The organism is Affinundibacterium danionis (genome assembly GCF_042432465.1).
Taxonomy (GTDB): Bacteria; Pseudomonadota; Gammaproteobacteria; order Burkholderiales; family Burkholderiaceae_D; genus Undibacterium; species Undibacterium danionis.
This window is the reverse complement of the sequence record NZ_JBHLXJ010000015.1, coordinates 1-25,774: the sequence shown is the minus strand read 5'-3', so window position 1 is coordinate 25,774 and position 25,774 is coordinate 1. Positions and strand designations below refer to the sequence as shown.

The window sequence follows — 25,774 nt, the reverse complement described above, 5'->3', positions numbered from 1 at the left end:
GCTGGAAAACTAATTGGGCAAATCCCTTGTGAAGCTGATAGTGTCGGTTAGAAGGTGCAAGGTAGCTGATGTTGTGACTTTAGCTGAATTGCCTTCAACAAAGTTGAGGAATGCGATAGTTCGCAAAATCTCAGGTATAGAGTGACGCATATGGGGTTTTTTTGCGCTATTTGCTTTGATACTGGACATGGGCATTGGACGCTTAGCAAACTTAGCGGGATGTTTTATGCTGGGAAGTGGGTCTGTTTTGTAGTCTGTCGGTCACGACGTGAATGAGGTCGCATCCGATAGAGAATAAAATCTGTACGAGACTAGCTTGCGCGTTTTTCTAACCAACTGCGCAAATCATCTTTGCTCAGTGGTCGTGCGTACAGATAACCTTGAGCGAGATGGCAGCCGAAAGACATCAGCGTTTCAGCCTGACATTCGGTTTCTACGCCTTCGGCGATGACTTTTATATTGAGACTCTTACTTAATTGCACAATCATTTTCGCAATACTGCCTTCATCTGAAGATTCGTTGATTTCATTAACAAAGGCGCGATCAATTTTGAGTTTATCAACATTGAGTTTTTGCAAATGGCTTAATGATGAAAATCCTGTGCCAAAGTCATCAATCGATACTTGAACCCCTAAATGCTTAATGTGGAGCAGGGTTTTGATCAGTAGTTCGGGATCAGTCATTGCCATTGATTCTGTGATTTCAAGTTCAACACAATTGGCCAGCGCTTGGCTATCCTTGAGTGCAAGTTCCAAACTTTGCAAAAACAAAGGGTGCGAGAATTGGGCTTGTGAGACATTGATGGCCATCTTGAAATTGGTGAAGCCTAACTTATGGAGTTCAACTAGCTCAAAGCAGGCACTACGTAATACCCATTCACCAATGTCAACAATGAGCCCTGAGTATTCTGCAATGGGGATGAACTGATCAGGTGGGACAAAGGTGCCATCTTCAGTTTTCCACCTCAACAGCGCTTCGGCACCGACCGCCGATTTGGTACGCATATCAATTTGCGGTTGGTAGACGACAAACAGGCGTTCATTTTCGAAGGCTGCACGTAAGGCGTGCATCATGCGCACGCGTTCTCGAATCTCTACTCCCATATCGACCGTAAAGTAGCTATAAGAAGCGCGTTGGTGGGCTTTGGCGCGTTTGAGCGCGATATTGGTGTCTTTTAATGCGTCTGAGCTTCCACCATCATAATTTTCCAGTCGAACTAAGCCTATAGTGGTTGAAAGTTGCACGTCTTGATTGTCAACATCGAATGGTAGGTGAAAAATTTCAAAAATATTTTCAGGTGATACAAGTTTTTCGTTGCCCAGTAAGGCAAAGGTGTCACCGCCGACACGAGCTAAGTGGCAGGCTGTACCAAAATGATTTAAAAGACGTTTTGCAACAGAACACAACAACATATCACCGAATTGATGTCCCAATGCGTCATTGGTTTCAGCAAAATGGTCAATGTCAACTAGCGATAAAACGACCCCTTTTTTATTGCTTGATTGCAGTGTTTCGTTTAAAGTTTGTAAGAGTTTTAAGCGATTTGCCAAGCCTGTCAGTGGATCAAAATAGGCGTATTTATGCAAACGTGAAGTGAGCATGACGTTGTTAAGGCCAACCGAAATATTGCTACAAAATACGTCGATTAGACGTTTGTCCATGGCACTCACGCCGATTTGTAAGAACACATAAATATCTTTTTGTGCGACATTCTCAAAGCGCAGCAGTGTCTCTGATGGACCAAATATGTTCTGGCGTGAGGTGATAGATCGTTGTATCAGTTGGCGTATATTGTCAGCTTCCAAACGGTCTAACATTTGGTCGTTCAAGCTACTAAATGAGGGGCTGGTCGCGATGACTAAGAGTTCGGAGATGGAGTTGATAACTTGAACGTCGTCTAAGGGGCCGCAAACAAATCCTTCGATATTTTGATTGAATAATTTAGAAATTTGATGCAGTACGCCGGCTGAGAAATTTTGTAAACCTTTGAGTGACATCAACTCAGTGCTAGCGTTAACGATTAGCTCTAATCCGCGCTGATTGGCAGTAATAGAGCAGATTTGCTCGTAGGAGCGAATCGCCGAAGTTACTGTGGTGTAGAGTTTGGTTCGGGTTAATTCAGATTTGGTTTTGTAGTCATTAATATCGTAGTCGCGAATTGCATCGATCTCTGGTGCGTAGCCGGGTTGTCCAGTTCTGAGGATAATGCGCACATCATTTAGACCCAGATTTTTTCTAACATAATTGACTAAATTGAGCCCAGCATCTTCTTGTTCCATCACTACGTCTAACAAGATCACTGCAATATCTGACTCTTTCGCAAGAATTTCGCGTGCCTCATTGGCGGAGTAGGCGTGAAGGAAACTAAGTGATCTGTTTTGTATTTCTAAGTTGCCAAGCGCGAACATGGTCGCAGAATGAACATCTGGATCATCATCGATGATCATGATGCGCCAAGTGAGCTTGGGCGTAGTAATGTCGGTTGCGTGTTCTGAACCAATTTCATCCAGAAAAACCAGCGCATCGTCGTTATGATGATTTAATTCACTCATCGATGTTCATGCTCCGGTGGAGATGTCATTAATTTATTCGCTGAATTGGCTTTCAATAGCTTCACTATTGAGGTGCGTTCAGGCTGTTAATCGGCGGTTACTTATATTTTTTAATTATTGTAGTGCTGCTATTTGATATGAACTCATGATGAGTCTTGCACCAGTATAAAACAAGACAATGCAAATAAACTGTTGGTTTGGTGCAAATATTCAGTTTTAGATCGTTTTTTTATTGGAACCCGTGTTCTTCACTTGGTTTGATTCCTGAAGAATTAGGACAAGGCTGATAAAATGGTTCAGATTCTTCCACTTTTAAAACGAAAAATATGTCAGGCAATACTTTAGGTACTTTGTTTACTGTGACTACATTCGGTGAGTCGCACGGCCCAGCAATTGGATGTGTCATTGATGGATGTCCTCCTGGAATGACATTGTCGGAGACCGATATTCAACCTGAACTGGATAGGCGTAAGCCAGGCACCTCGCGTCATGTGACTCAGCGTCAAGAGGCTGATACCGTAGAAATATTATCTGGTATATATGAAGGAAAGACGACCGGCACCCCAATTGCATTGTTGATTCGCAATGAGGATCAGCGTAGTAAGGACTATGGAAATATAGTAGACACCTTTCGGCCAGGGCATGCTGATTTCACGTACTGGAATAAATATGGCATCCGTGATCCACGAGGCGGCGGGCGCTCTTCTGCTCGATTGACGGCGCCTGTGGTTGGCGCGGGCGCGATAGCTAAAAAATGGTTACAGGAACAGTATGGCACGCGTTTCCATGGTGGTATGACCCAGCTGGGCGAAATCGAAATCCCTTTTTCATCTTGGGATTTCACAGCTCAAAATCCATTTTTTGCACCGACAGAAGACGCGCAATTAATCGCTAAACTAGAAGCCTATATGGATGATCTGCGTAAAGATGGTGATTCAATCGGCGCACGCATCGATGTAGTTGCCAGTAACGTGCCGGTAGGTTTGGGTGAGCCGATTTACGATAAATTGGATGCTGAAATTGCCTATGCCATGATGGGTATTAATGCGGTAAAAGGCGTGGAGATTGGTGCTGGATTTGCTTGTGTAGCGCAGCGCGGTTCTGAACATGGTGATGAATTAACTGAATCGGGCTTTGCGACTAACAATGCGGGCGGCGTCTTGGGCGGAATTTCGACGGGGCAGGACATCCGTGTTTCAATGGCGATTAAACCCACTTCGTCTATACGTACTCCAAAACGTTCGATTGATAAGCAAGGTAATCCTGTCATGGTAGAAACCTTCGGCCGTCATGACCCTTGTGTTGGTATTCGCGCAACGCCTATCGCAGAGGCCATGTTAGCCTTGGTGTTAATGGATCATGCATTGCGCCATCGTGCTCAATGCGCGGATGTCACTTAAATTTGTTTGGATAATCCATTCGTTTTGAGATGAGAGAGATTTTTCAAGTTGATCTACGGGCGTGGTAAATTTCTCTCAATTTCCTCTGAATAAAAATTGGTGATTTGTCTGCTTGATGCGACTTTCCAAGTTTAAATTTCGATTTTCCATAAAATGTAAAATTTAATTTGGCTGTGTTGAAGTTAAAAAAGCCAATTTGTGCAGTTTTGCATTGCACAAATGTGGCATAATCGAAAGCTGATTTTTAGCTTTACGAATTCTTTTAATTTCAGGCAATCATTATGGCCAAGACGCTTTACGACAAACTTTGGGAATCCCACGTAGTTCACACGGAGGAGGATGGCACCTCAATCTTATATATTGATCGTCATCTTTTACATGAAGTCACCAGCCCACAGGCTTTTGAGGGACTCAAGCTGGCAGGCCGTCAACCTTGGCGTGTCTCCGCCAATTTAGTGGTTGCGGACCACAATGTGCCAACCACTAATCGTCGAGGCGGTATCGACGATCCTATCTCACGTCTGCAAGTAGAAACGCTAGATGCTAATGCGAAAGAGTATGGCCTAACTTACTTTTCGATGAATGATTTGCGTCAGGGAATCGTGCATGTCATCGGCCCAGAGCAGGGCGCGACTTTGCCCGGTATGACCGTAGTTTGTGGTGATTCACATACCTCCACGCATGGTGCCTTTGCATGTCTGGCACATGGCATCGGCACTTCTGAAGTTGAGCATGTGCTTGCTACTCAAACCTTACTCGCAAAAAAATCTAAATCTATGCTGATACGCGTTGATGGCGACACGCCATCGGGTGTCACTGCGAAAGACATAGTCTTGGCGATTATCGGGAAGATAGGCACCGCTGGTGGTACCGGGTATGCGATTGAATTCGCAGGTTCTGCTATCGAGCGCCTTTCAATGGAAGGACGTATGACAGTCTGCAATATGGCCATTGAAGCCGGTGCGCGGGCGGGCATGATTGCGGTTGATCAAACCACGATTGATTATGTTAAAGGTCGTCCTTTTAGTCCAGCGGGGAAGGATTGGGACAATGCTGTTAGTTATTGGAATACATTGCATTCAGACCAAGGAGCGCTATTTGATGCGGTCGTAAGTTTAAATGCAGAAGACATACAGCCACAAGTTACGTGGGGAACCTCACCTGAGATGGTCGTGGCGATTGATGGTCAAACACCTGATCCAAAAAATGAGACAGATGCGGTGAAGCGCGATGCGATAGAAAAAGCATTGGCTTACATGGATTTGCGCCCGAATACTGCGATTAGCTCGATACAGATTGATAAAGTATTTATTGGATCTTGTACCAATTCACGCATTGAAGATTTGCGTGCCGCAGCTAAAGTTGTCTCTGGTAAAACACGTGCCGCTAATGTCAAATTGGCGATGGTTGTACCGGGATCTGGTTTGGTGAAAAAACAAGCGGAACAAGAAGGTTTAGATAAGATTTTTACCGCAGCTGGTTTTGAGTGGCGTGAACCTGGTTGCTCTATGTGTTTGGCTATGAACGCGGATCGCTTAGAGCCAGGTGAGCGTTGTGCTTCAACCTCTAATCGTAATTTTGAAGGTCGTCAGGGGCAAGGTGGACGCACCCATTTAGTATCACCCGAAATGGCCGCTGCTGCCGGTATTGCTGGGCATTTTGTTGATGTACGAAGCTTTGCTTAATTGAATTAAAGGAAAACGAAAATGAAAAAAATCACACTTCTTTTTACTTTGATGATGATGTTCGCTCTGGCTGGATGTAATACAGTTCAGGGTTTTGGTAAAGACGTTAAAAAAGCGGGCGAGGCAGTTGAGAACGCTGGGAAGAAATAGACATGGAAAAGTTTGCTTTTTTGGATGGTTTAGTCGCACCTTTAGATCGTGCTAATGTCGATACCGATGCCATTATTCCTAAGCAGTTTTTGAAGTCGATTCAACGTACTGGATTTGGCCCAAATCTATTTGATGAGTGGCGTTACCTAGATCACGGTGAGCCAGGCATGGATCACAGTAAAAGAACGCCGAATCCAGAGTTTGTTTTGAACCAGCCTCGTTATCAATCGGCGTCAATCTTATTGACTCGTAAGAATTTTGGTTGTGGTTCTTCTCGTGAGCACGCGCCGTGGGCGCTTGAACAGTATGGGTTTCGCGCAATAATCGCACCTAGTTTTGCCGATATTTTCTTTAATAATTGTTTTAAGAATGGTCTGCTGCCGATCGTATTAAGTGAAGAAGTGGTGGACTATCTGTTTAATCAGGTTCGTCAGCACGAAGGTTTGCATTTGCAAGTTGACTTAGTTTCACAAACAGTGAGTTTAAAAACGACAGGTGAGAGCTTTTCGTTCAATGCCGATGAATTCCGAAAATATTGTTTGTTGAATGGCTTGGATGATATCGGCTTAACCTTAGTGCATGCGGAAAAAATTCGTGAATTTGAGCAGCGACATATCGCGGCGCGACCTTGGTTAGCTGCCGTTATTTAAGCTAGGTATTTAAGCCACGTATTTAAGCTAAGTTATTGGCTCAGCTTAGTATTGCTTCTTAGTTCTTTTACTTACTTGTTTATTTATTTAATTTACCTCATTCAAATATCAGCATGAAGATTGCAATTTTGCCGGGTGACGGCATCGGCCCGGAAATCGTCGAACAGGCGGTTAAAGTTTTGAAAAATTTGGGCGAATCCTTTGAAATGGAATTTGCTCCAGTCGGTGGTGCTGGCTATGAAGCTGCAGGACATCCGCTGCCAGAAGCAACTCTTAAATTAGCGCAAGATGCTGATGCGGTTTTGTTTGGTGCGGTTGGCGATTGGAAGTATGACACTCTGGATCGCCCACTACGCCCAGAGCAGGCGATATTAGGTTTGCGTAAGAATTTGAATTTGTTTGCCAATCTGCGACCTGCAATTTTGTATCCGGAATTGGCGGGCGCTTCTACTTTGAAACCAGAGGTGGTTTCGGGTTTAGATATTTTGATTATTCGCGAACTAACGGGTGATATTTATTTTGGACAGCCACGTGGGGTGCGCGAATGTCCTGATGGTCCATTTAAAGGGCAACGCGAAGGATTTGACACCATGCGCTACGCAGAAGGTGAGATTCGTAGGATCGCTCATGTCGCTTTTCAAGCAGCTCAGAAGCGCGATAAACGATTGACTAGCGTTGATAAAGCTAACGTATTAGAGACTTTTCAGTTCTGGAAAGACATTGTAATTGATGTCCATAAAGAGTATCCCGATGTCGCTTTGGATCACATGTATGTTGATAATGCTGCGATGCAGTTAGTACGTGCGCCGAAGAAGTTTGACGTGATGGTAACGGGGAATATGTTTGGTGATATTTTGTCAGATGCTGCGGCAATGTTAACGGGTTCTATCGGTATGCTGCCTTCTGCGTCGCTCGACGTAAACAATAAAGGCTTGTATGAGCCCTCACATGGTTCTGCACCCGATATCGCTGGAAAAGGTATTGCGAATCCTCTGGCGACGATATTGTCAGCTGCCATGATGCTGCGTTATTCCTTAGGAAGAGTCGAGCAAGCAGATCGTATTGAAACTGCCGTAAAAACAGTGTTAACGCAAGGTTTGCGTACACCAGATATTTTTGAGGAAGGCTGTACCAAAGTGGGCACATCAGAAATGGGTGATGCTGTCGTAAAGGCTTTGGCTTAGTTTGGTTTAGTTTAATTTAGCGAGATTTTTTTGTTGACAGGGAGACCTGTAATTTTTAGGGAAAGATGATGAAACTAGTTGGCTTGGTCGGTTGGCGTGGAATGGTTGGCTCAGTCCTCATGCAGCGTATGCAAGAAGAAGGGGATTTTGCTCATATTGAACCCGTGTTTTTTTCAACTTCAAACACCGGTGGCGCAGCGCCAGCGATGGCGAAGAATGAAAAAACATTGAAAGACGCAAATGATATTGATGCATTGAAGAAGTGCGACATTATTATTACCTGCCAAGGTGGTGATTACACGTCTGAAATTTTCCCGAAACTACGGGCAGCGGGATGGAATGGGTACTGGATTGATGCGGCCTCAACATTGCGTATGGAAAACGATGCCATTATCGTTTTGGATCCGGTGAATTTAGATGTTATTAAGAGCGCTTTGAATCGTGGCGTGAAAAATTATGTGGGTGGCAATTGCACGGTTTCTTGTATGCTGATGGGTTTGGGCGGATTGTTCCAGCATGGTTTGGTGGAATGGATGTCGTCCATGACTTATCAAGCGGCGTCTGGTGGTGGTGCACAGCACATGCGTGAATTGCTGACGCAATTTGGTTCGATCAATGCAGAGGTAAAAGCTCTACTGGATGATCCTGCTGCCGCAATCTTGGAAATTGATCGTAAAGTATTGGCGAAGCAGCATAATTTCAGTGCTGATGAAACGAAACAGTTTGGCGTTCCTTTGGCTGGTAATTTGATTCCTTGGATTGATAAGGATTTAAATAATGGAGTCTCCAAAGAAGAGTGGAAAGCGGGTGCCGAAACCAATAAGATATTAGGTTTGGGCGAGGCGTTTGGTTCTAAAGCGATTCCGGTCGATGGTTTGTGCGTACGTATTGGTGCAATGCGCTGTCATTCTCAAGCTTTAACGATTAAATTGACCAAAGATGTACCTTTGGATGAGATCACTGATATGCTGGCTAATAATAATCCTTGGGCAAAAGTCGTACCCAATACACGTGAAGACTCAATGCGTGATTTGACTCCAGCTGCGGTAACGGGAGGTTTGACCATTCCGGTTGGACGTTTACGTAAGATGCAGATGGGTGGCGATTATTTATCTGCATTTACAGTGGGCGATCAATTGTTGTGGGGTGCCGCCGAGCCTTTGCGTAGAATGCTGCGCATTTTAATTGAAGAGTGAATGAATTGAAATTGTAACAAAGCATGAAAAGGGATGATATTTCATCCCTTTTTCTTTATTATTTCGTATTTTTTGCTTCTAATTGTCTAGCGGTAACAACGAATTGGGCGGGAAATTGTCATTTCTCCTCTTAATGTATTTACCATATCTAGAATTCACGTTAAGCTTGCGCGACAAGTTAGGTAATGTTATCTTGAATCAACATATCTTTCGGTAGTGCAAGTTTGTCAAATTAGTTGATAAATTTGTATTCAATAAATTTCCCAGGAAATGTTCTAAAAATGCATAATTACAAACGCTTACCGATGAGCTTTTTGAGCTCTAAAGTGCTTAAAGCAGCGGCTTTTTCTTCATTGCTCGTCTTCTCAAATGCATATGCAACCGGTCTAGGGAAGTTAACGGTTTTATCTTCACTCGGGCAACCACTGCGTGCGGAAATTGAAATAACTTCACCAAACAAAGAAGAAATAGCGTCTCTTGTGCCGAAAGTCGCTTCAATTGAGGCTTTTCGTCAGGCAAATATAGAATTTAATCCTGCTTTGCTGTCATTGCGTTTTGCTGTGGAGCAACGAGGTAATAACTACATCATTCGCGTGACATCAACCCAAGCTATGAATGAGCCGTGGATTGATTTTCTGTTGGAAATGAATGCTAGTAATGGGAAATTGCTGCGTGAATATACGTTTTTATTAGATCCAGCTGAATTAAGTACTGCTCAGGCGGCGCAAGTCGTGAATCCGGGCGCAGCTTCCGGTACAAGTAGCAAGCCAGTGAATAGCCTAAGTCCATCACAGGCACAAGCTTTACAAAAAGATTCGGTTCCAAGTGGCAGAACTGGAGCAAAAAAAAACGCACAATCAAATCCCGCATCAACTAATTTTTCCAATGGTAGTGCTCGCCAATATCAAGTAAAGCCTGGCGATACTTTAATGAAAATTGCCGCGGGTAATCTGAATGGTGTTTCCTTAGATGAAATGCTAGTGAGCATTTATCGTGCAAATCCTGAGGCATTTGTTGGCGAAAATATGAATCGCCTGAAGGCTGGACAGATTCTTAATATCCCTGATGCTGATACGGTAAAAGCTAATAGTGTGCCGAATGCGCGAGCTATTGTTCAGGCTCATTCTGCTGATTTCAATACTTATAGAAATAAGATTGCTGGGCAAGTTCTGTCTGCGCCTGCGGAAAGAGTTGCTCAGAAAAAGCAAGCGGCGAGTGGTTCCATTACAACCAAAGTGAAAGAAACGCCGACCGCTACAAGTGAGTCTTTGGATAAATTGAAGTTGTCCAAAGTACAGGCAAATGGCAAAAATGCGACGGCTCCGGCTAAAGGCATGACGGAAGAAGACAAGATTGCCAAAGATAAGGCACTGTCTGATGCCAATGCAAGAGTTAAAGAATTAGAGAAAAATGTAAGCGAGTTGAATAAACTGCTGGCTGTCCCTAATAAGAATTTGGCAAAGCAATCAGCATCTGAAAGCAAAGCAGCAGAAGCGAAGAGTGCGGCCTCTGAGGCTAAAGCTTCCGCTACCGCCGTTCCCCCTGTTGCGCCGGTCGCTTCTGCACCCGTAGCAGCGTCTGCAGCCAGTGCTGCTTCACTCGAAAAGAGTGCTGCCAGCGTAGCCGAGCATGCTGCAAGTGCATCTTCACCTGTGGCATCAGTTACAACTAAGCCTGAGTCTGCATCCGCCTCTGCGCCTGCGTCTAAGCCAAAGCGCCCGACGCCACCACCTCCACCACCAGTAGTAGAGGAAACTAGTTGGTTTGATACTAAGTACTTAATTGCAGCTGGTTTGTTAGCAGCGTTAGGTGGTGCAATTGGATTGTATGCGTCTAAGAAGAAAAAAGTTGCTCATCAGTTTGAAGATAGTATTTTGACTGGTTCAAGCTTAAAAGCGAATTCTATGTTTGGTTCGACTGGTGGACAAAGTGTTGATACCAACAATAGCGTATTCAATTCGAATTTTGCGCCTTCAGCAAGTCAGTTGGATGCGAATGAAGTTGATCCAGTGGCAGAGGCAGATGTTTATATCGCTTATGGTAGGGATTCTCAAGCCGAAGAGATTTTGAAAGAGGCATTACGTACACAGCCAGATCGTCATGCGGTACGTTTGAAATTGTTGGAAATTTACTTTGGGCGTAAAGATCTTCGTTCATTTGAACTTTATTCGGGTGAATTGTACGGAATGACTCGAGGTGAAGGTGAAGATTGGGCGCAAGCGGCTTCTATGGGTATCTCTTTAGACCCGAATAATCCTTTATATGCGGGTGCGACTGCTCAAGTCGATGCTTACGCTTCCAGTAGTTTGGGATTGCCAACGCAACCGCTAGAAGATATTGAGCCTGAAGTATCTTTAGATAATTCTTTGTCAGAAGACATGCTTGATTCCATTAGTATCATTGATACTGCACATGCCTTATCCGACGAGCCTTTGGGCGGAGCTGATAAATCTAAGTCTGATTTAGATTTGTCGTCCTCAATTGTGGATGATGGTGGCTTGGATTTTGATTTGGGTATTTCTGCGGATCTTTCACAAGATGCACCTGCCATTGAAGATGAGTTTCCGGTGACCTTGCCAGAAAGTCCTGTATCTCAGTTAAAAGTACCTGAGGAAGAGGCGATTCCAAGTATTGACTTCGGTTCTATAGATTTTGATTTGGGCGGAGACGATGTGGCAGCAAAACCAGCGGCGCCAGAGCTGGATAAGGGATTGGATCTTGATTCTTTTGGACTAGAACTCGATATGCCAAAACCGGTGGTTGTGGATCAAGTGGCAGACGTCGTTGCACCTGTCGAAGAATCCATGGATATTGGTTCTTTGGACTTTGACATGGGAGATGAGCCAGTAGTTGCAACGCCAGTGGCTTCAGTGCCTGCACCTGAGCTCGACCACAATTTGTTAAGTGTGGATCAAGATTTGGGTATTGCTGCTTCAGATAATATGCTTGATGTTGGAAGTTTGGAAGAGTCGTCGCCTTACAATGCAGAAATGGCGACTAAGCTTGATCTCGCGGTTGCGTATCAAGAAATTGGCGACAAAGAGGGTGCGCGCGAATTGCTTGATGAGGTTATTAAAGGTGGTTCGACTGAGCAAGTCGAGCGGGCTAAGCAGATGTTAGAGGCCTTGGCTTAAGCGTCTATTGCCGATCTAAATGGGCGCTAACGTTTTGTTAGCGCCCATTTTTTATTTGATGATTTAGTAAATTAATGACCATAAAAAGAATAGTCCTTGGGATTGAATACGATGGCAGTCCTTATCAGGGATGGCAAACGCAACCTCATGGTCGTACAGTGCAGGACGTGTTAGAGGCCGCCTTAAAACGATTTGCCAAGTATGAAATTTTAACCGTTTGCGCTGGAAGAACTGATGCTGGTGTTCATGCGGTAGAGCAGGTGGTTCACTTTGACACCGAGCTTGAGCGAGAAATGTATTCGTGGGTCAATGGTGTTAATAGTTTTTTGCCCTCGAACATTGTTGTGCGTTGGGCTAAAGCTTTGACTTTAGATTCTGATAACCAGGCGTTTTTTCACTCTCGTTTTAGCGCATTTTCGCGCACTTATCACTACCTACTCTACAATAATCCGGTTCGCTCGTCGCTTTGGGCTGGGCGTGCTGGTTGGTTTTTTCGCCCTCTAAATCTTGATTTGATGCAAAACGCGGCCCAGTATTTATTGGGTGAGCAGGATTTTACAGTTTTTCGTGCCGCTGCTTGTCAAGCAAAGTCGCCCGTTAAGCATATATATGAGGTAAAACTTCGGCAACAGGGAGATTTAATTGTCTTTACCTTACGTGCAAACGCTTTCTTGCACCATATGGTGAGAAATATTGTCGGCTCTTTGATTTTTGTTGGTACTGAGCGCAGAGAGCCTGAGTGGATAAAGATGTTGATTGAAAGCAAAGATCGAAGTTTATCTGCGCCGACTTTTATGCCAGACGGCTTATATTTGGCCAGAGTTGAGTACGACCCTATCTGGGGATTGCCTCTGCAAATAGATGAAAATTTGCCGTATACTTTAAAACTGGTTTGATTTCCCATATTTTTACTTGAGCGCGCTGCTTGACCTAATATTTGACCTTACCGTTAGCCTTTTAGCGCACTCGACTTAGTTAAATAGGGCAATCCAGTCGGAAATCCGGTAAAATGTTGTTTTTGCATAACCCAATTATTAGGCGCTCGCCTGGGGCAATTGCCCAGATCGTAGCGCCTTTTTTTGTACATAGTGTTCTGAGTATCTAATGAAAAATATCCGTAATTTCTCTATCATCGCTCACATTGATCATGGTAAATCTACTCTGGCAGACCGAATTATTCAGCTCTGTGGCGGCTTATCTGATCGTGAAATGGAATCGCAAGTGCTTGATTCTATGGATATTGAGCGTGAACGTGGAATTACAATTAAAGCGCAAACTGCCGCTTTGAACTATAAAGCCTTGGATGGCCAGATTTATAATCTTAATCTTATTGACACCCCAGGACACGTCGACTTTAGTTATGAAGTAAGTCGCTCTTTGTCCGCCTGCGAGGGCGCACTGTTGGTAGTGGATGCGTCACAAGGTGTAGAGGCTCAAACGGTTGCCAATTGCTACACCGCCATTGAGTTGGGCGTAGAAGTAGTGCCTGTATTGAATAAAATCGATTTGCCGTCGGCCGATCCAGATAATGCCTCGCAAGAAATCGAAGAAGTGATAGGCATAGATGCCAGTGATGCGGTGCATTGCTCAGCCAAAACAGGTCTTGGTGTGCGCGATATTCTCGAGTCATTGATTGCTAAAGTCCCATCACCAAAAGGTGATCCAGACGCGCCTTTGCAAGCCTTAATTATCGACTCATGGTTTGATAATTATGTTGGCGTTGTCATGCTGGTGCGTATCGTCAACGGTACTTTGCGCCCTAAAGATAAAATTTTATTTATGGCGACTGAGGCGCAGCATTTGGTTGAAAGCGTGGGTGTTTTTACCCCTAAATCCTTATCTCGCGCAGAGCTATCGGCTGGGCAGGTCGGTTTTATTATTGCTGGTATTAAAGAGTTAAAAGCAGCCAAAGTAGGCGATACGATTACCACCGTCGCGAAGCCTGCTGCAGAACCACTACCTGGATTTAAAGAAGTGCAACCACAAGTGTTTGCAGGTTTATTCCCGGTTGAAGCAAACCAATACGATGCTCTACGAGACTCTCTGGAAAAGTTGAAACTCAACGATGCTGCTTTAATGTATGAACCTGAAGTGTCGCAAGCTTTAGGTTTTGGATTTAGATGTGGCTTCTTGGGCTTATTGCATATGGAGATTGTGCAAGAGCGCTTGGAGCGTGAATTTGACATGGATCTCATTACGACTGCGCCGACCGTGGTGTATGAAGTAGTGTTGGGAGATGGGACTATTTTAATGGTCGACAATCCTTCAAAAATGCCTGATCCATCAAAAATTGAAGAGATTCGCGAGCCTATCGTTACAGTCAATCTGTACATGCCACAAGAGTATGTCGGCTCGGTTATTACCCTCTGTACCTCAAAGCGTGGCGTTCAGCTCGACATGAGCTACCATGGTCGTCAGGTTAAATTGACGTATGAAATTCCTATGGCGGAAATTGTTTTAGACTTTTTTGATCGCTTGAAATCAACATCGCGTGGTTACGCATCGATGGATTATGAGTTTAAAGAATACCGTGCGGCTGATGTGGTCAAAGTTGATATGTTGATTAATAGCGAAAAGGTTGATGCATTAGCGATTATTGTGCATAGAGCGAATGCGCATTATCGTGGACGTGCCGTCGCAGCAAAAATGCGCGAATTAATTCCACGTCAAATGTTTGATGTTGCCATTCAAGCTGCCATCGGTGCCAATATTATTTCTCGTGAAAACGTCAAAGCGCTGCGTAAAAATGTTTTGGCAAAATGTTATGGCGGCGATATTTCTCGTAAGCGTAAATTGCTAGAAAAACAAAAGGCAGGTAAAAAACGTATGAAACAAGTCGGTTCTGTGGAGATCCCACAAGAAGCATTCTTGGCGATCTTGCAAGTGGAGGAAAAATGAGTTTCCAATCCTTAGTAGGAAATTTCGCATTAATCCTGTTTATTCTCTTAGTTATTACGGGCGTTATTTGGGCTTTAGATCTGCTTGTTTTATCTCGACAACGTAAACAGAAAGCAGAACTAGCTCTGCAGGCATTTGACGCGCAGGCCAATCCTGATGCCGAGACCCGAGCAAATCTGCAAGCGAAGTTACTCAGGCAACCTATGTGGATCGAGTATTCAGGCAGTTTTTTTCCTGTTATTGCTTTGGTATTTGTCCTAAGATCGTTTTTATTTGAGCCGTTTAAAATTCCTTCTGGCTCGATGTTGCCGACTTTATTTGTTGGTGATTTTATCTTAGTGAATAAATTTACATACGGGATTCGTTTGCCTATCATCGATAAGAAAATTATTTCGGTGAATGAGCCACAGCGTGGCGATGTTATGGTGTTCAAATATCCGAAAGATACCACTCAAAATTATATTAAGCGTATTGTTGGTACGCCAGGCGATCTTGTTCAGTACAAGAATAAAAAACTGACGGTCAATGGAGTAGAAGCGAAATATACGGGACAGACTGATTTTCTTCATGCTGGTGCTGATTTAAGTTACTCCAAGCAATTTGAAGAGCAGTTTCCAGGCATACAGCATAGAATTTTGAATGATGAGGATAAATCATCCGCGGTGTATTTATACGAGCCAGCCGATTTTCCGTTTGCAAATCAATGTACCTATGATGATCAAGGTTTCACTTGTCGTGTTCCTCAAGGCCATTATTTTATGATGGGCGATAATCGCGATAACAGCCAAGATAGTCGTTATTGGGGATTCGTCCCTGATCAAAATATTGTCGGAAAAGCTTTTTTTATTTGGATGAATACGAGTGACTTAAAACGAGTCGGTAGTTTTAAATAAAATGGAGAAGATGATGTCTATGCAAAATGTAAATGGTATCAAGAGAAGCTCTGGTATGTCTTTGGTGGGTTTAATTTTTGTATTGGCGATACTCAGCTTAATTGCGATATTGGCTGCAAAAGTTACACCTACCGTAATCGAGTATTTTGGGATTAAAAAGGCGATTCAAACAGCCAAAATGGCAGGTTCCTCTGTCAAAGATATTCAGGTAGCTTTCGACAAGCAAGCTGATGTCGGTTATATCGATTCCATCAAAGGCCGAGATTTGATTATTGAGAAAAGTGAAACTGGCTTTGAGGTTAGTTTTTCTTATTCCAAAACAATTCCTTTGGTTGGCCCAGCTAGTTTATTGCTCGAATATCAGGGAACTACGGCGAAAAGCGCTCCTGTTCAGAAGAAATAAAATTGGAAACATAGGAGAAGTTACGCGTTTATGAACGAACAATTGCTGCAAAAACGTTTGGGGCACCAATTTAATGATGTTGCACTTTTGCAGCAAGCATTGACTCACCGTAGTCATAGTGTTTCACATAATGAGCGTTTAGAGTTTCTTGGTGACTCGATTCTTAACTGTGTTGTCGCCTCTATTCTCTATGATACTTTTCAGAATATCGATGAGGGTGATTTATCGCGGGTGCGAGCTAACTTGGTTAAGCAACAGTCACTCTTTGAAATCGCGCAAAAAATGGAGTTGTCACAATTTTTGCGATTGGGTGAAGGTGAGCTTAAATCTGGTGGTTTTAGGCGACCATCCATCTTGGCGGACACCTTAGAAGCTCTATTCGGCGCGATTTTTTTGGATGCAGGATTTGATGCTGCACGTAATGTGATTCGTTCGTTGTATGAGCCGATATTGGTTTCGGTCGATCCGACGACTTTAGGTAAAGACGCTAAAACTTTATTGCAAGAATTTTTGCAAAGTAAAAAAATCGCTTTGCCCCAGTACAATGTGGTGGCAACTCATGGTGCGGCACACAATCAGGAATTTGAGATTGAGTGTTTGGTTCCAAAATTAGAAATTCAAGTCTTTGGTACGGGTGGTAGTCGTCGCGCTGGCGAGCAGGCGGCAGCTAAGTTGGCGCTAGAGACCGCTTTAAGTCTACTATCAAAAACTCCGAGTGGTAAAAAAAGTAAACCTCGTACTTCGCAAATGAAGTTAGCTGGAATCGCAACAATTCAATCCAGTAATAAGTCGACTGACGAGGCCGTAAGTAATCAATCCAATCAGGATGTGGCTGTTGCTAAGGAAACCCAATTGTCCTTAGATGTGTCAATGCCAGAAACAAAACATAAAGTAAATTAAGATGAATGTTAATTCAGATACTGACGAATTTCGTTGCGGTTATATCGCGATAGTAGGGCGCCCCAATGTGGGTAAATCTACGCTGATGAACGCGCTGATTGGTGCGAAAGTTAGTATCACGTCTCGTAAGGCGCAGACCACACGTCATCGTATTACTGGGATTCAAACTAAAGAGCAAGCGCAGTATATCTACGTTGATACTCCGGGCTTTCAAACACGTCATTCCAATCCTTTAAATCGTACCTTAAATCGTACCGTTACCAATACATTAATGGCGTCGGATGTGATTTTGTTCATCATCGAAGCCGGTACTTTTGGTCCGGCTGATCAGCAAGTTGTGGACTTGCTGCCCAAGAATGTTCCATGTATCTTGGTGATAAATAAATCTGATCGAGTCAAAGACAAAGCGATTTTGATGCCCTTCGCACAGAAGGTGATGGCCTTGTTTCCATTCGCAGCGGTCGTGCCTGTGTCTGCAACACTTAAATTTCAGCTTGATAGCTTAGAGCAAGAAACTAAAAAATATTTGCCACTCAATCCACCAGTGTTTGGTGAAGACGATATCACTGATCGTAGTGAGAAATTTCTTGCGACCGAAATCGTTCGTGAGAAGCTGTTTCGTTTTGTCGGTGATGAATTGCCTTACACCAGTACCGTCTTGATAGAAAAATTTGAACAAGAAGGTAATTTGCGTCGTATTTTTGTCGCGATTTTAGTTGATCGTGATGGCCATAAATCCATGGTGATTGGAAATAAAGGTGCGCGTTTGAAAGAGATTTCCACTCAATCCAGACAAGATATGGAAAAGCTTTTTGGCGGCCCAGTCTATCTTGAGATATGGATTAAAGTGAAATCTGGTTGGGCCGACAATGAAGCTGGCTTGAGAGCCTATGGCTACGAGTAGATATGGTTTTCAACATTTAAAAATGATGGCGATTGGAGAAAGAGCAAATTCTTGTGCTTGATATTCCGAAACGACGCACGCGTAATACCACTGGAACCAATGATCACAACATTGGTTCTAATACTGCGAATACCTTACCTATCGTGCCGTCTTTATTGCACCCCAAAAAGACCGCAAAAGAAATACGTATCCTGCATCAGCCGGGCTTCGTTCTCCATTCTTATCCTTACAAAGAAACCAGTTTAATTGTCGATGTATTTAGCCGCAACTATGGACGCGTTTCTCTGGTGGCAAAGGGAGCTAAGCGACCGACCTCGGCCTTGCGCAGCGTATTGCAGACTTTTCAGCCTTTGAATATCTCCTGGACGGGGAAATCCGAAATCAGAACTTTAACTACTGCAGAGTGGGTTGGTGGCATGTTACCGCTAGAAAAATCGGCTCTCTTATGCGGTTTTTATTTGAACGAATTACTCGTCAAGTTTTTGCTGCGTGATGAGGCGAATACCGTCTTATTTGATCTTTATGTGTCTACGCTCAATCAATTAGCGCACAATGAAAATGCTGCCATCGTGCTGCGTAAGTTTGAGCTTATACTTTTGCAGCAGGCAGGCTTTATTGGTGATCTGACTTACTGCGTTCATTCCAGAGCACGTATTCTCAGTGATCGTTATTATGTGATTGACCCGACGCTTGGAGTGCGTCCCGCAATTCCTGCTGAAGATATGCCACAAGTTTTAGGAAAAACATTGTTTGATATGTCGGCTGGTGATTATCTTGATCCAGCGACTCAGTTACAAAGCAAGCAGTTGATGCGCTATCTACTTAGTTTTCATTTACATGGCGTTCCTTTAAATACTCGTCAAATTTTAATTGATTTACAAAAGTTATGAACATACACGGACAGACTCAACTCATCGATTTGGGTATTAATATCGACCATGTCGCGACCGTACGCAATGCGCGCGGTACGATTTATCCTGAACCTTTGCAAGCGGCCTTGTTGGCAGAGCAGGCCGGCGCGGATTGTATTACTTTGCATTTGCGCGAAGATCGCCGTCATATTAAAGATAAAGATGTGGAGGAGATTCGACCACGTCTATTGACGCGAATGAATTTAGAAGCGGCGGTCACGCAAGAGATGATCGACTTTGCTTGTCGTATTAAACCGCATGATGTTTGCTTGGTTCCTGAGCGCCGCGAAGAAGTCACAACCGAAGGTGGTTTGGATGTGGTGCGCTTTTATCCTCAAGTAGAAGCAGCGACCAAGCAGTTGCAAAGTGAAGGAATACGCGTAAGTTTGTTCATCGATGCCGATCAGCAACAAATACAAGCCGCATATAACTTAGGTGCGCCCGTTATTGAATTGCATACGGGGCGTTATGCCGATGCGGTAAATGCTGTAGAACAAGCGCAAGAGTTGGAGCGAATTAAAGCGGGTGTGAACTTTGCGCAAAGTTTGGGGTTAAAGGTGAATGCAGGTCATGGTTTGCACTACACCAATACGCAAGCAATCGCTGCTATTCATGGTATTTCTGAATTAAATATCGGCCACGCGATCGTCGCACAGGCGATTTTTGTTGGTTGGCATAAGGCCATCTCGGATATGAAAGCCTTGATGGTGAAGGCAAGACTGGACGCCAAATGATTTTTGGAATCGGTACTGATATCGTGAAGATTTCGCGTATTCAGTCCGCGTTAGAGAATAAGCGTGAACGTTTCCCCGAGAAAATTTTAGGCGCCGATGAATTGCTTGTATACCAGGAGCGCTTCGCGCAATCACAGCGTCGTGCCACGCTTTATCTTGCCACTCGTTTCGCAGCTAAGGAAGCTTTTGCCAAAGCGATAGGGCTGGGTGTGCGACATCCCATGAATTGGCATTCTTTGCAAATTATCAGTGGTGAATTGGGACGTCCCGAATTGCAGTGGCAAGGTGATCTGGCATTGTGGATGCAAGAGCGTGGTTTGTCTGCTCACGTTTCTTTATCCGACGAGGACGATTTCGCCGTGGCCTATGTGATTATTGAGAAAAATATCAAAGCAGCAGAGTTAAGTGCTCATTATGGCGAAACTTAAAGAAACCTCAGAAACACCCGCAGCAGTTTTAGAATTGGTCGCCGCGCTGCCGAATTTGCCTGGAGTTTATCGCTATTTCGATGATAGCGATCAAGTGCTTTATGTAGGTAAAGCCCGTGATTTAAAAAAGCGCGTATCGAGTTATTTTCAAAAAAATTTAAGTAGCCCACGCATTGCCATGATGGTGGCAAAAATCGCTCGCTTGGAAACGACGGTGACGCGTAGTGAAGCCGAAGCTTTGATCTTAGAAAACAATTTGATCAAGGCATTAAAGCCACGTTACAACATTTTGTTCCGTGATGATAAATCCTATCCTTACCTCAAAATCACCAACGAAAAAACACCGCGCATGACTTATTTTCGGGGTGGTATTGATAAGAAGCACCAATATTTTGGACCATTTCCTTCTGCTTGGGCCGTGAAGGAATCAATGCAGTTGTTGCAGAAAATTTTTTTGTTGCGTAGCTGCGAAGACAGCGTTTTTGCAAATCGCACTCGACCTTGTTTATTGCATCAGATTCAGCGTTGTAGTGCGCCGTGCGTTGATTTTATTTCGGATCAGGATTACCAAGCTGACGTAGAGAATGCGTCTAATTTTTTGCGCGGACGTCAAACAGAAGTTCAAGCTAAACTTGAGCAAAAGATGCTAGGTTTTGCGCAAAATTTAGAGTTTGAAAAAGCCGCCATCGTGCGTAATCAAATGAGTGCTTTGTCCAAGGTTTTGCATCAGCAAAGTATGGAATTAGCGGGCGATGCGGATATCGATATTATTGCAGTAGTGGTAGATGGCGGGCGTGCCTGCGTTAATTTGGCAATGGTGCGAGGTGGACGGCATTTAGGTGATCGTTCCTACTTTCCCACCCATTTAGAGTTGGCGCAGAATGTTGTTCATGATGCGATAGAGGTGGAAGTCATAACGGCCTTCATCGCGCAGCATTATATTGACCAATTTATTCCTGCGCAGTTAATACTGAATGTCGAGATTGATGCACCTGAGTTATTATTGGCCTTGATGGAGCAGTGCGGTCATCGTATTCATCTGAGTTTTCAGCCACAAGAGCAGAAGAGAGCTTGGTTGGTAATGGCAGTGAAAGGCGCACGCTTGGCGTTGGCGCGCGCATTGTCAGAGCAAGGCGCGCAGCAAATACGTACTAAGGCCTTAATCGACGCGCTTGAAATGGATGTGCAGGACATAGATCAATTCCGTATTGAATGTTTTGATATCAGTCATACGCAAGGTGAAGCTACTCAAGCTTCTTGCGTGGTGTTTCATCATCATGCAATGCAAAATGCCGAGTATCGACGCTTTAATATTAAAGATATTACACCCGGCGATGATTACGCTGCGATGCGTCAGGTGATTTATCGTCGCTTCGAGAAGTTCGCGCATACGCAAGAGAAATCCGATGATTTCACTGCGATAATGCCCGACATCGTTTTGATTGATGGCGGTAAAGGGCAAGTCGAAGTGGCGCGTCAGGTATTCGAAGAGTTGGGTTTGGATACCAGTTTAATTGTCGGCGTGGCGAAAGGCGAGGGGCGTAAAGTTGGTTTGGAAACTTTGGTTTTCGTCGATGGTCGTGCGTCGAAAGAATTAGGTAAGGAATCCGCTGCTTTGATGTTGATCGCGCAGGTACGTGATGAGGCACATCGCTTTGCTATCACTGGTATGCGCGCCAAGCGAGCAAAAGCAAGACAAAAATCTAAATTGGAAGAAATTGATGGCGTTGGTCCTAAACGTCGCCAAAAATTACTTACTCGTTTTGGTGGTATCAAAGGAGTAGAGGACGCAAGCGTAGAAGATTTGATGGCGGTCGATGGAATTTCTCGTACCTTAGCAGAAGAGATTTATCAAAGATTGCGTTAGGAAAAAAATCTCATCAAAGATCCGTTGCTTTCGGTGGATTTGGTGAAATTTATTTTCTATGGCTGGTTGATGCAAAATATAATGTATAGAAATTCTTCGCTATAAAAAATATGCCATTTAATTTCCCCATTTTATTGACTTGGTTGCGCGTTGCATTAATTCCGCTGGTGGTTGGTGTGTTTTATTTGCCCAATACGATGTTGACTCCGATTGAAAAAAATCTCGCGGCTACGATTATTTTTATTGTTGCGGCCGTAACGGATTGGTTTGATGGTTTTTTAGCGCGACGCTGGAACCAAACTTCTGCGTTTGGTGCCTTTTTAGATCCTGTTGCAGATAAATTGATGGTAGCAGGTGCCTTATTGGTACTGGTTGAATGGAATCGTGTGAATGCAGTTATTGCGTTCATTATCATAGGACGTGAAATCACGATATCTGCACTACGTGAATGGATGGCGCAAATCGGTGCTTCTAAATCGGTGGCGGTGAGCTCTCTCGGAAAAATTAAAACAGCAGCGCAAATGGTTGCGATTCCCATGCTACTGTTTTATGGTGAAGCGTTTGGAGTGATTGACACAATTTTGTGGGGACGCGTTCTTCTTTTGATTGCTGCCGTACTCACGGTCTGGTCCATGTTTTATTATTTGCAAAAGGCATGGCCGCTAATAAAAGAAAAAGCAGGCAATCTTCTAGATCAATAATCTTGACAACTTTTGCAGGTGCTATATAATGCACGGCTGTTGTCGCAGCGCGGGAATAGCTCAGTTGGTAGAGCGCAACCTTGCCAAGGTTGAGGTCGAGAGTTCGAGACTCTTTTCCCGCTCCAAGTTTTATTCGGCAATGATGTTTAGTAGTGCAATGCGGGAATAGCTCAGTTGGTAGAGCGCAACCTTGCCAAGGTTGAGGTCGAGAGTTCGAGACTCTTTTCCCGCTCCAAATTCCGAAGGGAAGCACAGCTTCCCTTTTTTGTTCGAAAGTTGTTCCGCTTTTTGTTTTTGATGACTTAAGAGTCGACGTTCAAGCAAAATAGCAACCCTAGGCGGGGTAGCAAAGTGGTTATGCAGCGGCCTGCAAAGCCGTAGACGCCGGTTCGATCCCGACCCCCGCCTCCAAGAATTTTGATAGTTAAGTTTCGAACTATCATTAAGTAACAAGCTAGCAAATTGCTAGATGCAAGTTGAGTGCCCGAGTGGTGAAACTGGTAGACACATCGGACTTAAAATCCGCCGCTTTCCGTAAAAGGGGCGTGCCGGTTCAATTCCGGCCTCGGGCACCATTAGTATGTTTTAAGAAATCCGGCTTATGCGCCTTCTTAAAAAAAATTAAAAACCCGCACTTCGCCAAGAAGTGCGGGTTTTTTTTGTATCTGTTAAACTGAATTTTTCCTTTGAGAGTTGATATGGAAGCGACAAAAGTAATTGAGTTTGAGCGCCCTCAGATGGATGTGGGGAGTAGTTGTGTTGCATCGGCTTGGGCGCGTGTGCCGGATGTGCCAACTTCTGACGAAAAAGTGCAATTAAAGAAGAAAATTGCTGACTTGCTGACGGAAAAAAAGGCCGTCTTGGTTGCGCATTATTATGTGGACTCTGATTTACAGGATCTTGCTGAAGAAACAGGTGGTTGCGTTTCTGACTCCTTGGAAATGGCGCGTTTTGGGCGAGATCATGCAGCAAAGACCTTGGTTGTTGCTGGTGTGAAGTTCATGGGTGAGACGGCCAAAATTCTTAGTCCTGAAAAAACGATATTAATGCCAGATTTAGATGCTACCTGTTCATTGGATCTTGGTTGCGATCCTGATGAATTCGCTGCTTTTTGTGATGCGCATCCTGATCGCACTGTCGTGGTGTATGCAAATACGAGTGCTGCAGTGAAGGCGCGAGCTGATTGGATGGTGACGTCGAGCGTCGGTTTGGATATCGTGGCGCATTTGCATACGCAAGGAAAGAAAATTCTGTGGGCGCCTGATAAACATTTGGGGAGCTATATCCAAAAACAGACTGGCGCTGATATGTTGTTGTGGCAGGGCTCGTGCCTCGTTCATGATGAGTTTAAGGGTATCGAGTTAGAAATTTTGAAGGAGTCTCACCCTGCTGCAAAAATTTTGGTGCATCCGGAATCTCCGGCGGCGGTAGTTGCTTTGGCGGATGTGGTCGGATCTACTTCGCAATTAATTAACGCGGTAAGAACTTTGGATGCGCAAGAGTTTATCGTTGCGACTGATAATGGGATTTTGCATAAGATGCAAATGGCTGCGCCAAACAAGAAATTTATTGTAGCGCCAACGGCGGGTAATAGTGCGACTTGTAAGAGTTGTGCGCATTGTCCATGGATGGCGATGAATGGCTTGCGTAATCTTTTGCATGTGTTGGAAACTGGTGAAAATCAAATTCAGGTTGATCCTGATATCGGACGAAGGGCAAAGTTGTCAATTGATCGTATGTTGGATTTTGCGGCGGCTCGAAAAACGAATATAAAAGCGAGTGGTGATTTGGCGCAGGATGGAAAGTTGTTTTCTGGTATTGGGCCAGCATAAGGGATGTGTAAGGGATGTTATGAGTGTTCAAAATACAAATTTACAAAATGCATTTGCTCCTTTTGATGCGGATTTGTCGAAAGCATTAAGTGCGAGTGTCGAACTTGCTTTGCTGGAGGATGTTGGAAGCGGTGACTTGACTGGCGAGCTGGTGCCTGCCGATGCGCGAGTTGTAGCGCATGTTGTGGTGCGTGAAGAGGCTGTGTTGTGTGGTGCGCCTTGGTTTGATGCCGTAATGTTTGCGCTTGATAGTTCGATTGTGATTGACTGGTATTATGCGGAGGGTGCGCTTATGGAGGTGGACTCCATCGTGTGTAAAATCCACGCGCCAGCCCGTAGTTTGCTGACAGCGGAACGCAGTGCGCTCAATTTTATGCAATTGTTGTCAGGTGTGGCGACGGCTACTCGTCGCTATGTGAAATTAATTGAAGGTACATCTGCTGCTATATTAGATACGCGGAAAACTTTACCTAGTATGCGTTTGGCGCAAAAGTATGCAGTGCGTGTTGGTGGTGGTAAGAATCAGCGATTGGCTTTGTATGATGGGATTTTGATTAAAGAAAATCACATTGCGGCGGCGGGCGGTATTGTTCCCGCATTGTTGGCTGCTGAAGAGCTTATTGCTAAGTCTGAGCGAAAAATTAGTGTGCAAATTGAGGTTGAGTCACTGGGAGGGTTGCGTCAAGCATTAGATGCTGGTGCGATCTCGATCTTGCTGGATAATTTTGATACCTCAATGATGCGCGAAGCTGTGACGATAAATTCTGGTCGTGCATTGTTGGAGGCGTCAGGTGGAGTTGATTTGACGACGGTGCGTGCTATAGCCGAGACTGGTGTTGATCGTATTTCAATTGGTGCTCTGACTAAGGATGTTCGTGCGGTTGATTTTTCTTTGCGAGTTCTAGCGTAATTGATAGTTGATCTTAGTGTTAAAAGCGCTCTCATTGTGGAGCGTTTTTTTATGTGGAATTTGAAACGGATTATTTGATTTATTCAGTATGGCGAAATAAGGCTTGCCAAATCTGAGTAAGGCTTGCTATAGTTCGCCTCCCGCAGAAATGCGGGTGTGAAATAAGAGAAGTGCAGGCGGTAAAGCGTTGATTTTCCTGAGATTTAAATCGAGTAGTAAGAAACGATTTAAATCAAAACAAAAAACAGGGGGTTGACGAGAAGTTAGAAGTGCTGCATAATCTCGTTTCTCTGCTGCTGACGAACACAACGCTTTGAAGCAAAAGCAGAAAAGAATTGAAGATCTTTAACAATTAACAGTCAATAAATGTGGGCACTTGATAGTGATAGCGACTAACTGCAGTCTGTATAAGGTGCGTAGTTAGGAAACTTAAAATATATCA

General features: G+C 44.1%; 21 protein-coding genes and 4 tRNA genes. 24 read left to right on the top strand and 1 reads right to left on the bottom strand.

The genetic code is table 11. The annotated features are described in order from the left end of the window. Window positions 1-311: 311 nt before the first annotated feature. Window positions 312-2,552: a bifunctional diguanylate cyclase/phosphodiesterase gene (locus tag ACFFJH_RS13430; RefSeq protein WP_390213355.1), complete on the bottom strand. Its 2,241-nt coding sequence runs from the start codon at window positions 2,550-2,552 to the stop codon at window positions 312-314. A 326-nt stretch (window positions 2,553-2,878) separates the two neighbouring features. Between ACFFJH_RS13430 and aroC the strand changes: the two genes are divergently transcribed. From aroC to nadC, 24 genes are all read left to right on the top strand, one after another. After that, a complete protein-coding gene (aroC, locus tag ACFFJH_RS13425) occupies window positions 2,879-3,952 on the top strand; it encodes a chorismate synthase (RefSeq protein WP_390213353.1) in 1,074 nt (357 codons plus the stop codon). Window positions 3,953-4,233: 281 nt separating this feature from the next. Further along, window positions 4,234-5,637 carry a 3-isopropylmalate dehydratase large subunit gene (gene leuC, locus ACFFJH_RS13420; protein WP_390213351.1) on the top strand — a complete coding sequence of 468 codons (1,404 nt, stop codon included), beginning with the start codon at window positions 4,234-4,236 and terminating at the stop codon, window positions 5,635-5,637. 21 nt (window positions 5,638-5,658) lie between these two features. Next, the gene (locus ACFFJH_RS13415; protein WP_390213350.1) at window positions 5,659-5,787 is read left to right on the top strand and encodes an entericidin A/B family lipoprotein; all 129 of its coding nucleotides are present in this window, start codon (window positions 5,659-5,661) and stop codon (window positions 5,785-5,787) included. Window positions 5,788-5,789: 2 nt separating this feature from the next. Further along, window positions 5,790-6,437: a 3-isopropylmalate dehydratase small subunit gene (leuD, locus tag ACFFJH_RS13410; protein ID WP_390213349.1), complete on the top strand. Its 648-nt coding sequence runs from the start codon at window positions 5,790-5,792 to the stop codon at window positions 6,435-6,437. A 113-nt stretch (window positions 6,438-6,550) separates the two neighbouring features. Then, window positions 6,551-7,621: a 3-isopropylmalate dehydrogenase gene (gene leuB, locus ACFFJH_RS13405; RefSeq protein WP_390213348.1), complete on the top strand. Its 1,071-nt coding sequence runs from the start codon at window positions 6,551-6,553 to the stop codon at window positions 7,619-7,621. A gap of 68 nt (window positions 7,622-7,689) precedes the next feature. Further along, window positions 7,690-8,817 carry an aspartate-semialdehyde dehydrogenase gene (asd, locus tag ACFFJH_RS13400; protein ID WP_390213632.1) on the top strand — a complete coding sequence of 376 codons (1,128 nt, stop codon included), beginning with the start codon at window positions 7,690-7,692 and terminating at the stop codon, window positions 8,815-8,817. 281 nt (window positions 8,818-9,098) lie between these two features. Beyond that, window positions 9,099-11,951, top strand: a complete 2,853-nt coding sequence (locus tag ACFFJH_RS13395) for a motility hub landmark protein FimV (RefSeq protein ID WP_390213347.1) — start codon at window positions 9,099-9,101, stop codon at window positions 11,949-11,951. 74 nt (window positions 11,952-12,025) lie between these two features. After that, window positions 12,026-12,847: a tRNA pseudouridine(38-40) synthase TruA gene (gene truA / locus ACFFJH_RS13390; protein ID WP_390213346.1), complete on the top strand. Its 822-nt coding sequence runs from the start codon at window positions 12,026-12,028 to the stop codon at window positions 12,845-12,847. A gap of 208 nt (window positions 12,848-13,055) precedes the next feature. Next, window positions 13,056-14,849, top strand: coding sequence for a translation elongation factor 4 (lepA, locus tag ACFFJH_RS13385; protein ID WP_390213345.1), 1,794 nt, complete (start codon window positions 13,056-13,058; stop codon window positions 14,847-14,849). Beyond that, window positions 14,846-15,742 carry a signal peptidase I gene (gene lepB, locus ACFFJH_RS13380; RefSeq protein WP_390213343.1) on the top strand — a complete coding sequence of 299 codons (897 nt, stop codon included), beginning with the start codon at window positions 14,846-14,848 and terminating at the stop codon, window positions 15,740-15,742. The genes lepA and lepB overlap by 4 nt, the downstream gene beginning before the upstream one ends. Before the next feature lie 19 nt (window positions 15,743-15,761). After that, window positions 15,762-16,145 (top strand): DUF4845 domain-containing protein, encoded by a 384-nt coding sequence (locus ACFFJH_RS13375; RefSeq protein WP_390213341.1) that lies wholly within the window; start codon window positions 15,762-15,764, stop codon window positions 16,143-16,145. Window positions 16,146-16,175: 30 nt separating this feature from the next. After that, the gene (rnc, locus tag ACFFJH_RS13370) at window positions 16,176-17,045 is read left to right on the top strand and encodes a ribonuclease III (RefSeq protein ID WP_390213339.1); all 870 of its coding nucleotides are present in this window, start codon (window positions 16,176-16,178) and stop codon (window positions 17,043-17,045) included. A 1-nt stretch (window position 17,046) separates the two neighbouring features. Beyond that, the gene (gene era / locus ACFFJH_RS13365) at window positions 17,047-17,949 is read left to right on the top strand and encodes a GTPase Era (RefSeq protein ID WP_390213337.1); all 903 of its coding nucleotides are present in this window, start codon (window positions 17,047-17,049) and stop codon (window positions 17,947-17,949) included. A gap of 140 nt (window positions 17,950-18,089) precedes the next feature. Continuing rightward, complete coding sequence (recO, locus tag ACFFJH_RS13360) at window positions 18,090-18,839, top strand: DNA repair protein RecO (RefSeq protein WP_390213631.1); 750 nt, start codon at window positions 18,090-18,092, stop codon at window positions 18,837-18,839. Further along, on the top strand, window positions 18,836-19,594 hold the full coding sequence (pdxJ, locus tag ACFFJH_RS13355; RefSeq protein WP_390213336.1) for a pyridoxine 5'-phosphate synthase: 759 nt from the start codon (window positions 18,836-18,838) through the stop codon (window positions 19,592-19,594). The genes recO and pdxJ overlap by 4 nt, the downstream gene beginning before the upstream one ends. Beyond that, entirely contained in the window at window positions 19,591-20,022 is a 432-nt protein-coding gene (gene acpS / locus ACFFJH_RS13350) for a holo-ACP synthase (protein WP_390213335.1), read from the top strand. Before pdxJ ends, acpS begins: the two co-directional genes overlap by 4 nt. After that, window positions 20,009-21,889 carry an excinuclease ABC subunit UvrC gene (uvrC, locus tag ACFFJH_RS13345; RefSeq protein ID WP_390213334.1) on the top strand — a complete coding sequence of 627 codons (1,881 nt, stop codon included), beginning with the start codon at window positions 20,009-20,011 and terminating at the stop codon, window positions 21,887-21,889. The genes acpS and uvrC overlap by 14 nt, the downstream gene beginning before the upstream one ends. A gap of 110 nt (window positions 21,890-21,999) precedes the next feature. Beyond that, window positions 22,000-22,590 carry a CDP-diacylglycerol--glycerol-3-phosphate 3-phosphatidyltransferase gene (gene pgsA / locus ACFFJH_RS13340; RefSeq protein ID WP_390213333.1) on the top strand — a complete coding sequence of 197 codons (591 nt, stop codon included), beginning with the start codon at window positions 22,000-22,002 and terminating at the stop codon, window positions 22,588-22,590. A 49-nt stretch (window positions 22,591-22,639) separates the two neighbouring features. Next, window positions 22,640-22,715, top strand: a tRNA-Gly gene (locus ACFFJH_RS13335). Window positions 22,716-22,749: 34 nt separating this feature from the next. Beyond that, window positions 22,750-22,825, top strand: a tRNA-Gly gene (locus ACFFJH_RS13330). Between the two features lie 102 nt (window positions 22,826-22,927). Continuing rightward, window positions 22,928-23,001, top strand: a tRNA-Cys gene (locus tag ACFFJH_RS13325). A gap of 71 nt (window positions 23,002-23,072) precedes the next feature. Further along, window positions 23,073-23,165: transfer RNA gene (locus ACFFJH_RS13320), tRNA-Leu, on the top strand. 123 nt (window positions 23,166-23,288) lie between these two features. Next, window positions 23,289-24,422 (top strand): quinolinate synthase NadA, encoded by a 1,134-nt coding sequence (nadA, locus tag ACFFJH_RS13315; RefSeq protein ID WP_390213332.1) that lies wholly within the window; start codon window positions 23,289-23,291, stop codon window positions 24,420-24,422. A 19-nt stretch (window positions 24,423-24,441) separates the two neighbouring features. After that, window positions 24,442-25,332 carry a carboxylating nicotinate-nucleotide diphosphorylase gene (gene nadC, locus ACFFJH_RS13310; RefSeq protein WP_390213330.1) on the top strand — a complete coding sequence of 297 codons (891 nt, stop codon included), beginning with the start codon at window positions 24,442-24,444 and terminating at the stop codon, window positions 25,330-25,332. The last annotated feature ends 442 nt before the right edge of the window (window positions 25,333-25,774 follow it).

Coding starts and splice junctions, on each gene's coding strand:
- asd (WP_390213632.1), top strand. CDS start 7,690: ATGAAACTAGTTGGCTTGGTCGGTTGGCGTGGAATGGTTGGCTCAGTC.
- pdxJ (WP_390213336.1), top strand. CDS start 18,836: ATGAACATACACGGACAGACTCAACTCATCGATTTGGGTATTAATATC.
- lepB (WP_390213343.1), top strand. CDS start 14,846: ATGAGTTTCCAATCCTTAGTAGGAAATTTCGCATTAATCCTGTTTATT.
- nadA (WP_390213332.1), top strand. CDS start 23,289: ATGGAAGCGACAAAAGTAATTGAGTTTGAGCGCCCTCAGATGGATGTG.
- ACFFJH_RS13395 (WP_390213347.1), top strand. CDS start 9,099: ATGCATAATTACAAACGCTTACCGATGAGCTTTTTGAGCTCTAAAGTG.
- truA (WP_390213346.1), top strand. CDS start 12,026: ATGACCATAAAAAGAATAGTCCTTGGGATTGAATACGATGGCAGTCCT.
- lepA (WP_390213345.1), top strand. CDS start 13,056: ATGAAAAATATCCGTAATTTCTCTATCATCGCTCACATTGATCATGGT.
- acpS (WP_390213335.1), top strand. CDS start 19,591: ATGATTTTTGGAATCGGTACTGATATCGTGAAGATTTCGCGTATTCAG.
- ACFFJH_RS13430 (WP_390213355.1), bottom strand. CDS start 2,552: ATGAGTGAATTAAATCATCATAACGACGATGCGCTGGTTTTTCTGGAT.
- ACFFJH_RS13415 (WP_390213350.1), top strand. CDS start 5,659: ATGAAAAAAATCACACTTCTTTTTACTTTGATGATGATGTTCGCTCTG.
- nadC (WP_390213330.1), top strand. CDS start 24,442: ATGAGTGTTCAAAATACAAATTTACAAAATGCATTTGCTCCTTTTGAT.
- era (WP_390213337.1), top strand. CDS start 17,047: ATGAATGTTAATTCAGATACTGACGAATTTCGTTGCGGTTATATCGCG.
- leuC (WP_390213351.1), top strand. CDS start 4,234: ATGGCCAAGACGCTTTACGACAAACTTTGGGAATCCCACGTAGTTCAC.
- pgsA (WP_390213333.1), top strand. CDS start 22,000: ATGCCATTTAATTTCCCCATTTTATTGACTTGGTTGCGCGTTGCATTA.
- leuD (WP_390213349.1), top strand. CDS start 5,790: ATGGAAAAGTTTGCTTTTTTGGATGGTTTAGTCGCACCTTTAGATCGT.
- aroC (WP_390213353.1), top strand. CDS start 2,879: ATGTCAGGCAATACTTTAGGTACTTTGTTTACTGTGACTACATTCGGT.
- leuB (WP_390213348.1), top strand. CDS start 6,551: ATGAAGATTGCAATTTTGCCGGGTGACGGCATCGGCCCGGAAATCGTC.
- ACFFJH_RS13375 (WP_390213341.1), top strand. CDS start 15,762: ATGCAAAATGTAAATGGTATCAAGAGAAGCTCTGGTATGTCTTTGGTG.
- uvrC (WP_390213334.1), top strand. CDS start 20,009: ATGGCGAAACTTAAAGAAACCTCAGAAACACCCGCAGCAGTTTTAGAA.
- rnc (WP_390213339.1), top strand. CDS start 16,176: ATGAACGAACAATTGCTGCAAAAACGTTTGGGGCACCAATTTAATGAT.